The following is an 11,183-nucleotide window of genomic DNA, read 5'->3' as shown; positions in this document are numbered from 1 at the left end:
TCAATTTCATCGCCAGCCCCGGGGCCAACGTACAGGGTCGTATCCGTGTTCCGGGCGACAAATCCATTTCCCACCGCCCAGCCTTGCAGCACAAGAAACCCAAGATCCTGGGCACCCAGACCGCCGTGGTCACCGGCCCCGCAGGTGAAGATATCCACTGCGACGCCCAGGGCCGCATCAAGGTGCAGTTCCACTGGGACCGCGAAGGCCAGGCCGACGCCCACACCAGCTGCTGGCTGCGGGTGGCCAGCAGCTGGGCCGGCAACCAGTGGGGCAGCATCGCCATCCCGCGTATCGGCATGGAAGTGCTGGTCAGCTTCCTGGAAGGCGACCCGGATCAGCCGCTGGTCAGCGGCTGCCTGTACAACAGCGCCCATCCGGTGCCCTACGAACTGCCAGCCCACAAGACCCGCAGCCTGTTCAAGAGCCAGAGCAGCCCCGGCGGGGAGGGCTTCAACGAACTGCGTATCGAAGACCGGGCCGGCGAGGAACAGATCTTCATCCATGCCCAGCGCGACTGGGACCAGAACATCCAGCACGACCAGAAAATCCGGGTCGGCAACGAACGTCATGAGCGTATCGAAGCCAACCGCTACACCGAAAACCTGGCCGAGGAGCACCACACCACCCACGCCGACCGCAGGACCGAGATCAAATCCGACGACCACTTGACCGTCGGCAACAACCAGCACATCAAGCTCGGCACTGCCCACCTGAGTGAAGCCGGTCGCGAAATCCACCTCAAAGCCGGACAGAAAATGGTCATCGAAGCCGGCAGTGAACTCACCCTCACTGCCGGCGGAAGCTTTGTCTGCATTACCCCTGGGGGAATCAATCTGGTCGGCCCAGCCGTCAAGCTGAACGCTGGAGGTAGCCCGGGGAAGGGGGCGGGCGCGGCACCGTTAGGGGCCGAAAGAACAACAATCTTCGACGCCGCTATGGCGGGAAGAACGTTGATTTCTGCAATACCGAATCAGTCAATGGAGCCAGTCACTGAAGAGCGTGAACAATTCCTGATCGCTGACGTGTGGGGCGACCCTGATTGGAGTTCCCGAATTGAAGTGATTGAGCCGGAGAACAAGGAATGACTGACTTTGTTGATGAGTCGCTGGAGCACGGAGTACGCAAACGTGCCGAGTATCGCAGCTCCCAGAATGCCACCATGGTACTCAACATTCCCCGTACTGATGGCGGCATGCTGCAGTTGCCGGTTGAATCCAACATGCGCAGTCATCAGGAAGAACAGGAGATACAACAGAACACCTTCATTACCATTGTTCCTCTGGGACGGCTGCCTGGACGCGATGGCTTGGGTGACTCGCCGCGTGGTAGCACTTTGCGGGAAGGGTATCTGTATATTTTCTGGCGCAATAAGCTGTGGCGCGAATTACATAGCGACGGTAAAGGTGGGTTCTCCGATGTGGACGTCGCCGATTGGCGTGAACGAGCCAGTGCAGAGATGGCGGGAGCGATGCGTCCGGCGGTAGGAGTAAAACAACATACGCTGGTGCTTCCAGCCATGTTGCAAGGCGCCCACGTGGCCGACGATGTCTGTCTTGCCTATAGCGAAATGCCGTGGCCATGGAAATACATAGAATGGCTGGAGGGGAGCCCGGCGCGTATTCACGCCCGTACCCAGACGCTGCGCCCGGCTTGGGCCGCTGCTGTGATTGATCCCCAGCATTGGCAGCCCAGCCAGACCGTTCCTGCCTTTCAGCTCACGCAGAACACACGGGGCTTGTGCGCACGGGATCTGCATCTGGAGACACTGCTCGAAGATCCTTACCAGCTTACCCACACGCTTGCCGAGCTGCCTGCAGATTGTCTACTACGTCAATTGCACCAACGCAAGCAGGAGCTGGCATCCAACACGGGGGAGTCCACCCCCGAGCCGTTACCTGGAATTGCCGGCTTCAGTGACACGCTGAGTGAATACAAGCTGCGCGGTTATCCGCGCCTTGTTGGTTTTATTCTGAGCGATCCGCTGTTCACTGTGCGACATGCCGTTGCCCAATCACGTCTGGCGGCGGAGCACTTGCAACTGTTGAATGCACTGGTTCCTTACCAACCCTACGGACATTATGCTGAGCTTTTATATCAGGGTGCTTACGCTCCCAACGGGCCGCTGACGTCATATTCCCATCACATCGACCGTCAGGCCTTGCGTGCCGCCAACCTGCATGATGAGCGCAAGCGCGCTCGGGACTACCTGGCGTTGCTACAACGGAGAGTGCTGGAGCTGCTCCGGCATGAAATGGCCGTGGTTTACCGTGACTGGCAGTTTTGTGAAGACGAGTTGTTACTCGAGCCTTATGCACTGCTAGTGGAAATGCTCGAATTGCTTAACCGCTCGCCAGCAGCCTGTGATCCACGCTGTGTGGATAGGCCAGATACCCGTCTGGCAACTGATACGCTGGAGCAGGCTAAGCGATTGGTGGCTGGTACCGATCCGATCAGTCAGGCGCTTTTCCGGGTGCAGAACGATGGTGCTTTGGTAACTCTGGCGGCACTCGAGGCTTTGCAGGAACAGGGGGACGCAGATCCAGCGAAAATGGGGTTAAGCACTTTGTCGCTGCTGAGTTTCTCGTCTGCCAGTCAAAGCCTGTCAGCGGCGCTCGATGAGGTCATCAACCATGTGGCTATCGTCAGCGCTGGTGTGGTCAAGCGCCTGGCGCAAAGTGATTCGGTAACTCAGGTCGAGTTACACCGGCATTTCGCACCGACGCTTAACCTGGCCAACCGGCTGCATACTCAGGCGGCGAACCTGCGATTCATGCCTCAGGGCGAGGCGCTAGCAAAAAACATGGTGGTATTGGGAGTTCACGGAGGCGGGTACAGTTTTGGCTTGAGTGCAGCTGAGCGTCAGACGTTGACGCGGCAGAATTACCTGTATGCCAATCTCGAGAGTAAAGGCGGCCGGACTGTGGCTACCAGCAGCGGCAAGGCCGCGGAACGCATGGGGTTTGCCAGCCGTGAGTTGGGTAAAATCATGGTGGTGGCGGCGGAAGCCAATGATCCCTTGATCGATGAGTATCGGCAATGGCGTCAGGGTGCGGTACGTCAACAGGCATTGAATGCGGTGTCACGTAGCGCGGTATTGCCGGGTATTGCGACGGCGGCAGCGTTGGTGAGCTTGTATGTAAACGTCCATGAGACCATTACCAGTAAAAATGGTCGTGACTTGGCAGATGACGTTAAAGCCGGGATAGCTTTTACGGACTTGGTTGTTGCCGCGAATAATCTGTCTCTAAGGATTCTGAACAACATTAATGGTCAGTCTGTTTGGCATGTTTTCTGGGAAAAAGGGCGTTTTCAGACCTCTGGCTTCTGGGCAAAAAACCTTGTAGAGCGCACCGGAAGTAGCTGGCTAAATTGGACAAGAGTTGGCTCCACTGCCGCGCTAGGGTTGAACGCTTTGCTATTTGCTTGGGACTCGGGACGGGCATTCAGAATAGGTGATGATGCGGCAGGGCTGGGTAACCTCGTGGCCATGAGTGGTGCCGGGATGTGGGCCCTTTATACTGTTGGTCTGTTAGCTAGCCCTTGGGCGCTAGCTATTGGTTTGGCTTTGGTTATCGGTGGGGCATCAGGTGCTGCAATACTGCGTGCGGGGCAGGTGGAGCAAGCCATAATGCACGGCCCTTTTGGCAAGGCGCGCCGTCTACCTCATATGGACAACCCGCTAACAGCCTACCAACAACTGCTTGGCAGCATGGGCCAATCCAGGGTAACAATCGAACGTATGGCTGACTGGTGGAGTAGCGCCAACACGCGGGATCAGATAGCACTGAATCTGGCGCGAGGGGAAGCTAGGATCACGTTGTCACCGAGCGACTGGGTGGTGGAACTCTATTGTCCGCTGCTGAGCCAGTTCGAGGATGGTAGGTATATACAGCTGCAGGCAAGGGAAGTGCAGCGCACCAGGTCCCATTCTAGTGGTTGGAATTACAGTTACCGCCGTGTGCAAGGTATCCGTTTGAACGCGGTGGTACTGGATGCCAATCGTCTACTATTCGTATTGCCAAGCGCGTTTGATTTGCCTGGTGCAGGTGATTATCTGCGTCTACACCAGACCTTTGAACATGGTTTGCGTATTTTCGCCCAATTCCAATTGGGCGAGCCCGGTTGTAGAGTCGGTGATGCCTTTCCCGGTTACGGGCATATTGTTCTTCCGCAACCGGAACCCCGCGAATGGCAAGCGTATTCACCCTCTGATCGTCCGGCGGAGCGTAATACATCCTACCCCTATTGGCTGATTGAACAGTCCGAATTTTTTAAAGCATGAATAGCGAAGAATCCAAGTATTACAGCAGCTCCGCCTATCGCAGCAATGCGATACCTACGCAGCCGCCGCATCGCTGGCAGGAAGAAGGACAGCGGGGTGAACTGCGCCGTATACCACTGAAATGGGGAAGCTATGTCTATAGCGAACCCTGGCAGTTGCTTGATATGCAACTGCAACCTGAGGCGCGTTTCTTGTTGGATGAGGCTGGCGAAGACAAGTGTTACCTTACCCATAAGATATGGCGTTTCGAAAACAGCAATAAGTTACTGATGCTACACCCGTATCTAAAATACATCGCCATTCTTTTTGGTCCATGGATTTGGTGGCTGATTGCGCTTGCTTCTTTGAGTGAAGCTCTTCTGAGTATAAATATTCAGTTTCAGAATATAGTTCGTGGTATTTTTTTTCCGCTATGCATGGTCACATTAATTGGCCTCAGCTTCTGGCATATCGGTTCCGAACCCCCCAGGTACAAACGCTACTTCATCCAGGCTGGACTAACCGGCGGTATTGCGCTGCTCGGTGTGATCATCGCCTATCCTGCCCCGGAAGCCATCACCGCCCTCTGGTGCATTGGCGGCATGCTGCTGAGCATCTTCATGGGCTTTATTGGTTGGGACTTCCTGTTCGATCGCTATCTTCGGTGGTCTCAGCACGACGGTAGTGGCTTCAATCGGCAGACTGGGATGGTGACTTTCCACCGTCGCTTTGCCGGTACTTTCAGTGCCCCTTTCTATGAGTTCGATGCGAGCCTGGAGTACCGGCCCGGCCCTCATGGCAGTGGCGGCTTTTCGCTCTGGCTGCATCATCGCTATGCTTATGGGGAGCTGTTTCTGGGTGGCAAGTTGCATGGACTGGATATGGCTCAGGAGGAGGCCATGGCGTTATGGGATACCCTGCAGCGCTATATGGATGTGACCCAGCCGCTGCCCGATCTGCCGATCCTGGAGCAGTTCCGCCATCTGGACCCGACTACCGCCGAACATGACCGCAAGGTCGGGCGTGATCCGCAGACATGGCGCAAGACTACCTACAGGCGCTGGTCACGCTTGGAGCGTCCGGAGCTGACCAGGCGCCATCGTGAGATGAAGTGGCAGCAGCAGCCGTGCATCCTGCGGGCGAAGATCGATCCGAGTCTGAACAGGCAGGACTACTATGCGATGCAGGAGGCCAAGGGTATCGTCATGCAGGGGTGAAAGGGTTGGCTGGGGCCTGCATGAAAATGGGCAAGCCCCTTTCTGAGCTGCGATCACTACATCAGCTAGGCTCAATTGCTCAGCCCGAGATAGCCGCCAACGCCTGTTCCAGCCGGCCAACTGCCCCGTCGATATCACGCAGCTTGTCCAGCCCGAACAGGCCGATACGGAAGCTCTTGAAGCCTTCCGGCTCATCGCACATCAGGGGCACGCCGCTTGCGGTCTGCAGGCCTTGCGCGCCGAAGGCGCTGCCGCTGTGGATGGCATCGTCGTCGGTATGGCTCACGACCACGCCGGGTGCCTGGAAGCCGGGGGCGGCGACGCTGGCAAAGCCCTTGCTCTCGAGCAGCGAGCGCACTGCCTTGCCGAGCGCCAGCTGCTCCTGCTTGAGCTTGCCGAAGCCGTACTCACGCATGTCCAACATGGTGTCGCGGAATTTTTTCAGCGCATCGGTGGGCAGGGTGGCATGGTAGGCGTGGCCGCCGTTTTCATAGGCGCGCATGATCTGCAGCCATTTCTTCAGGTCGCAGGCAAAGCTGTTGCTGGTGGTCTGCTCGACGCGTTCCAGCGCCCGGGCGCTGAGCATCACCAGTGCACAGGAGGGGGAGGCACTCCAGCCCTTCTGCGGGGCGCTGATGAGGATGTCCACCCGGCAGTCGCGCATGTCGACCCATAGAGTGCCGGAGGCTACACAGTCGAGTACGAACAGTCCACCCACCGCCTGGACTGCTTCACCGACGGCACGCAGGTAATCGTCGGGCAGCAGGATGCCGGAGGCGGTTTCCACATGGGGGGCGAATACCAGGGCGGGTTTCTGCGCGTGAATGGCTGCCACTACTTCCTCGATCGGCGCCGGAGCGAAGGAGGCCTGCGCGGTATCGGAGGTCGGCCTGGCCTTGAGCACGATTTCCTCGGCGGGCAGTTCGGTAGCGGCGAAGATCTGCGACCAGCGGTAGCTGAACCAGCCATTGCGCAGCACCATGCAGCGTTGATCACGGGCAAACTGCCGGGCAACCGCTTCCATGCCGTAGGTCCCGCCACCTGGCACCAGGGCGACGCCGTCGGCACCATATACCTCGCGCAGGGTGGCGGATATGTCGCGCATCACCTGTTGAAACTCGGCGGACATGTGGTTCAGCGAGCGATCGGTGAAGACGACGGAATATTCGAACAGGCCGTCAGGGTCGATGGTGGGAACCAGGCTGGACACGGGCAATTCTCCTTGGCAGGAAGGGTCGCCGGCAAAGCCGGCGGATTATAGAACCCTATCCCAATACTGGCCGATTGCAAGTGCCGGTCATTCCCGGGTCAGATGGAAGAAGAAGTCGGCAGGCTTGCCCTTGATGTCGCCGAGGCCGATAACCACATCCTCATTGACCTTGCGAAAGTAGTCCATGATCGGCTGGCTGTCATAGATCAGCGCGGCGGATGCCTTGCCATCAAACTCGATATGGCGCATCTGTGCCGCGCCGAGCCGATCATAGGTGACCACCTCGCCATCGGCATTGGTCACCAGCAGCGGCTCGACGTCGGTGAGGGAGGTGAAACGCTTGCCATACCAGTTGATCGGGTCGGGCTCGGCGCCGCCGTCGAACTTGCCGCCTTTCCAGGTGCCGACCATGAAGTCGGTATCCACCGGTTCAAGCTGCTTGAACAGCGGCATCAGGGTCTCTGCCGAATAGGCTTTACCGCTGGCGATCATCTCCAGCCATTGTTGTTCCACATCGCTGGCCAGGCTCTGGCCGGCGATCAGGCTTGTCAGGCCGAAGGCGGCCAGGGTTCGGGGTAGAATCCGCATCTTGTTCATCCTCATGATGATGTTGGAGTACGGACAGTCGGATCAACCGGTGCACAGGTCCCAGCAAGCGTCACGGGCGGCGGCTATGTCCTCCTCGGTCAGACTGATATGCCCATCACGCTCGGACTTGATCAGGTTGACGAAAGCGCCCCACACCAGCGCCATCAACACCTCGGCGCGGATGTCGCTGCGGAACACGCCGCGGTACTGCAGCGTGCGGTACTGCGCGACCACCGGTGCCAGTGCCTCATGCTCCAGGGTGCGGCTGGCTTCATCCAGATAGGGACGATGGTCCTGCAGCTCCATGAAGCGGTAGGCCTCCGGCGCCTGGCGGGTAAACAGCACCATGCGCTGCCACAGTTCGGCGAACAGCTCGCGGGGCGGCCGCTGCAGATCGAGGTCCTGGTACAGGCGCTGGTTCATCGCCAGCTTCTGCTCGCGAAACAGCTCATTGACCAGCAGCTCCTTGCTTGCGAAGTAGCGATAGATGGTCCCCGTGCCGACATTGGCCTGCTGCGCCACCACCGGCATGGGTACGCCATTCACGCCACCCTCGGCAAATACCTTGAGTGCGGCGCGCAGGATGGCGCTGCGCTTGTCCTTGATCCTTGGCCGGACGGCTTTCACCGGGGCCTGTGCTTGGTTGTTGGCGGTCTTGGAATGATTGTTCATTGCTGCATTCTAACCGCTTCCGACTGTCTGTACAGAGCTTCGTGTTTCAGGTGTAGAAAGTCTGGTATGGCTGGAAGATAGAGATATCGGTGCCGCTCATGTTGTGGTCCTCTGTTATTGTTTTACCAAAGAATGAATGTTCATTCACATTTGTAGGGTAACGCCATGCAGGCAGGATTGCCAAGCGGAAAGTGCGGAGCGGAAGAAATCCACAGGAGCCCGTGTCGGTTGGGCCCCTGTGCCAGGTCAGCGGGGCTGGTCGCCCGCGGTGGCCTTCCAGCGCGGCTGCTCCTCATCCGGCGGCGGCATGCGACTGCGGCGGTCGGCCCGCCGGGCGACGAGCCAGATCAGCAGGGTGAGCAGCGACACGGCCAGCAGGATGATACTGGCAATGGCATTGATCTCGGGCTTGACCCCCAGGCGCACCGCGGAAAAGATCTCCATCGGCAGGGTGGTCGAACCGGGCCCGGAGACGAAGCTGGCCAGTACCAGGTCATCCAGCGACAGGGTGAAGGACAGCAGCCAGCCGGCGACGATCGAGGGTGCGATCATCGGTACGGTGATCTGCAGGAAGGTCTTCCACGGCGGGGCGCCCAGATCCAGGGCTGCCTCCTCGATCGACTGGTCCAGTTCACCCAGACGGCTGCTGACGACGATGGCGACATAGGCTACCGAGAAGGTGGTATGCGCAATCCAGATGGTCAACATGCCGCGGTCGAATACCACCCCGAGCAGTGATTCGAGTATCTGTGCCAGCGCCACGAACAGCAATAGCAGGGACAGGCCGGTAATCACCTCGGGCATCACCAGCGGCGCGGTGACCATGCCGGAGAACAGCGTGCGGCCGCGAAAGCGGCTGATGCGGGTCATGGCGAAGGCGGCCAGGGTGCCTAGCGCCACCGCGGCGGTGGCGGTATAGAAGGCGATCTGCAGGCTGCGTTTGACGGCATTCATCAGCTGGGTATTGTCCAGCAGGCCGACGTACCAGTGGACCGACCAGCCACCCCACACCGTGACCAGGCGTGAGGCGTTGAACGAGTAGATCACCAGGATCACCATCGGCAGGTAGATGAACAGCAGGCCCAGCCACAGCACTACGCTGGAGAAGTCGGGACGCCTCATGCTTTCTTCTCCATTTCCCGGGCCTGGTTGTAATGGAACAGGGTGATCGGAATCAGCAGCAGCGCCAGCATGACGATGGCCAGCGCGGAGGCCACCGGCCAGTCGCGGTTGTTGAAGAACTCCTGCCACAGTACCTTGCCGATCATCAGCGTTTCCGGGCCGCCGAGCAGTTCCGGGACGACGAACTCGCCGACTACCGGAATGAACACCAGCATGGAGCCGGCGATGATACCGGAGCGGGACAGCGGCACGGTCACCTTCCAGAATGCCTGGATACGCCCAGCGCCCAGGTCCAGCGCTGCCTCCAGCAGGGTCTGGTCGTGCTTGACCAGGTTCGCGTACAACGGCAGGACCATGAATGGCAGATAGGCATAGACCACGCCGATATACACCGCGGTATCGGTATTGAGAATCTGCAGCGGCGTATCGATCAGCCCCAGCGATTGCAGCATCGAGTTGAGCAGGCCGTTGCTGCTGAGAATACCCATCCAGGCGTAGACCCGGATCAGGATCGCGGTCCAGGTCGGCATCATGATCAGCAGCAGATAGATCAGCTGGCGTTCACGCGGGGCGCGGGCGATGGCGTAGGCCATCGGGTAGCCGAGCGCCAGGCATACCAGGGTGGCCACCAGGGCGATCTTCAGCGAGCCGAGGTAGGCGGCCACATACAGGCTGTCCTGGGTCAGGAAGATGTAGTTGCCCATGTTCAGGACAACCGTCAGCGCCTGCTCGGCGTACTGGAAGATCGGCTCGTAGGGCGGGATGGCGATGGCCGCCTGGGAGAAGCTGATCTTCAGTACGATGGCGAAGGGCAACAGGAAGAACAGCAGCATCCACAGGTAGGGGATGCTGATTACCAGGGCTTTGCCGCTGGGCAGGCGCAGGCGTTTTCTCATGTCGGTAGTACCACGCCGCCGTCGTCATCCCAACTGACGTAGACCTGGTCCTCCCAGGTCGGGCGCGGCAGCCGGCGTTCGGAGTTGGCGAAGAAGGCCTGCACCATCTTGCCGCTGTCGAGCTTGATGTAATACACCGAATGGCCGCCGAGGTAGGCGATGTCATGCACCACGCCGTGGGCCCAGTTGTAGGGCTGCTCGGGCTGCTCTGTGGTGACGAAGACCTTTTCCGGGCGCAGGGCGTAGATGGCGCTCTTGTCCTGGGCGCGGGTAGTAACGCCGTGGCCGACGTAGATCTGCCGGTCCAGCTGTGGGCACTGGATCATCGCGTGGTCTTCCATGTCGGCGACGATCTCGCCCTCGAAGATGTTCACGCTGCCGACGAACTCGGCGACATGCCGGCTGACCGGGCTTTCGTAGATATCCACCGGGGTGCCGACCTGGACGATCCAGCCCTGGTCCATGATGGCGATGCGCTGGGCCATGGTCATGGCCTCTTCCTGGTCGTGGGTGACCACGATGCAGGTCACGCCGACCCGCTCGATGATTTCCACGAGTTCCAACTGCATCTGCGAGCGCAGTTTCTTGTCCAGCGCGCCCATGGGCTCATCGAGCAGCAGCAGTTTGGGGCGCTTGGCCAGGGAGCGGGCCAGGGCCACGCGCTGGCGCTGGCCACCGGACAGCTGATGCGGCTTGCGCTTGGCGTACTTGCTCATCTGCACCAGCTTGAGCATTTCTGCCACGCGCTCGGCGATTTCGCTGCGGCTCAGCTTGTCCTGCTTCAGGCCGAAGGCGATGTTCTGTTCCACGGTCATGTGCGGGAAAAGCGCATAGGACTGGAACATCATGTTGATCGGCCGCTTGTGCGGCGGCAGGTCGGTAATATTCTGGCCGTCGAGCAAGACCCGGCCTTCACTGGGCTTTTCGAAGCCGGCCAGAATCCGCAGCAGGGTGGATTTGCCCGAGCCGGAGCCGCCCAAGAGGGCGAAGATCTCGCCCCGGTTGATGGTGAGGGTTACGTCATCCACGGCCAGAGCGTCATCAAACTGTTTGCTGATGCGCTCGATCTTGACGAATTCGACCGGTTCGTTCTTGGCCATGGCCTGTTTCATGGCCCCTGCTGCGCCCACCATAGACTATCCCCTCTGATCAGATATCCAATACCGGTCATTGCGAGTCGCGCAGCGACGCGGCAATCCATCAACACCCGGCCC

At 59.3% G+C, this 11,183-nt stretch carries 9 protein-coding genes; 3 read left to right on the top strand and 6 right to left on the bottom strand.

Annotated elements, in window-relative coordinates:
- From tssI to CQ007_RS19205, 3 genes are all read left to right on the top strand, one after another.
- A partial coding sequence (tssI, locus tag CQ007_RS11880) for a type VI secretion system tip protein TssI/VgrG (RefSeq protein ID WP_146114578.1) occupies positions 1–1,088 on the top strand: 1,088 nt, incomplete at its 5' end.
- Positions 1,085–4,285: a toxin VasX gene (locus CQ007_RS11875; RefSeq protein WP_105646037.1), complete on the top strand. Its 3,201-nt coding sequence runs from the start codon at positions 1,085–1,087 to the stop codon at positions 4,283–4,285. The genes tssI and CQ007_RS11875, both read left to right, overlap by 4 nt.
- Positions 4,282–5,481 carry a hypothetical protein gene (locus CQ007_RS19205; RefSeq protein WP_256582275.1) on the top strand — a complete coding sequence of 400 codons (1,200 nt, stop codon included), beginning with the start codon at positions 4,282–4,284 and terminating at the stop codon, positions 5,479–5,481. The genes CQ007_RS11875 and CQ007_RS19205 overlap by 4 nt, the downstream gene beginning before the upstream one ends.
- 79 nt (positions 5,482–5,560) lie before the next feature.
- On the opposite strand, the gene CQ007_RS11865 is transcribed toward CQ007_RS19205, so the two are convergent.
- The 6 genes from CQ007_RS11865 to CQ007_RS11840 form a co-directional block, all read right to left on the bottom strand.
- Positions 5,561–6,691 (bottom strand): aminotransferase class V-fold PLP-dependent enzyme, encoded by a 1,131-nt coding sequence (locus CQ007_RS11865; protein WP_105646036.1) that lies wholly within the window; start codon positions 6,689–6,691, stop codon positions 5,561–5,563.
- An 87-nt stretch (positions 6,692–6,778) separates the two neighbouring features.
- Positions 6,779–7,279, bottom strand: a complete 501-nt coding sequence (locus tag CQ007_RS11860; protein WP_158256765.1) for a DUF4334 domain-containing protein — start codon at positions 7,277–7,279, stop codon at positions 6,779–6,781.
- A gap of 42 nt (positions 7,280–7,321) precedes the next feature.
- Complete coding sequence (locus tag CQ007_RS11855; RefSeq protein ID WP_105646034.1) at positions 7,322–7,951, bottom strand: TetR/AcrR family transcriptional regulator; 630 nt, start codon at positions 7,949–7,951, stop codon at positions 7,322–7,324.
- Positions 7,952–8,197: 246 nt separating this feature from the next.
- On the bottom strand, positions 8,198–9,073 hold the full coding sequence (locus CQ007_RS11850; protein ID WP_105646033.1) for an ABC transporter permease subunit: 876 nt from the start codon (positions 9,071–9,073) through the stop codon (positions 8,198–8,200).
- The gene (locus tag CQ007_RS11845; RefSeq protein WP_105646032.1) at positions 9,070–9,969 is read right to left on the bottom strand and encodes an ABC transporter permease subunit; all 900 of its coding nucleotides are present in this window, start codon (positions 9,967–9,969) and stop codon (positions 9,070–9,072) included. Before CQ007_RS11845 ends, CQ007_RS11850 begins: the two co-directional genes overlap by 4 nt.
- Positions 9,966–11,102: an ABC transporter ATP-binding protein gene (locus tag CQ007_RS11840; RefSeq protein WP_105646031.1), complete on the bottom strand. Its 1,137-nt coding sequence runs from the start codon at positions 11,100–11,102 to the stop codon at positions 9,966–9,968. The genes CQ007_RS11845 and CQ007_RS11840 overlap by 4 nt, the downstream gene beginning before the upstream one ends.
- Between the last annotated feature and the right edge of the window lie 81 nt (positions 11,103–11,183).

This window comes from Pseudomonas sp. MYb185 (genome assembly GCF_002979975.1).
In the GTDB taxonomy this organism is placed as follows: Bacteria; Pseudomonadota; Gammaproteobacteria; order Pseudomonadales; family Pseudomonadaceae; genus Halopseudomonas.
Note: the sequence above shows the minus strand (reverse complement) of the source record. Positions and strands in the feature narration are given on the sequence as shown.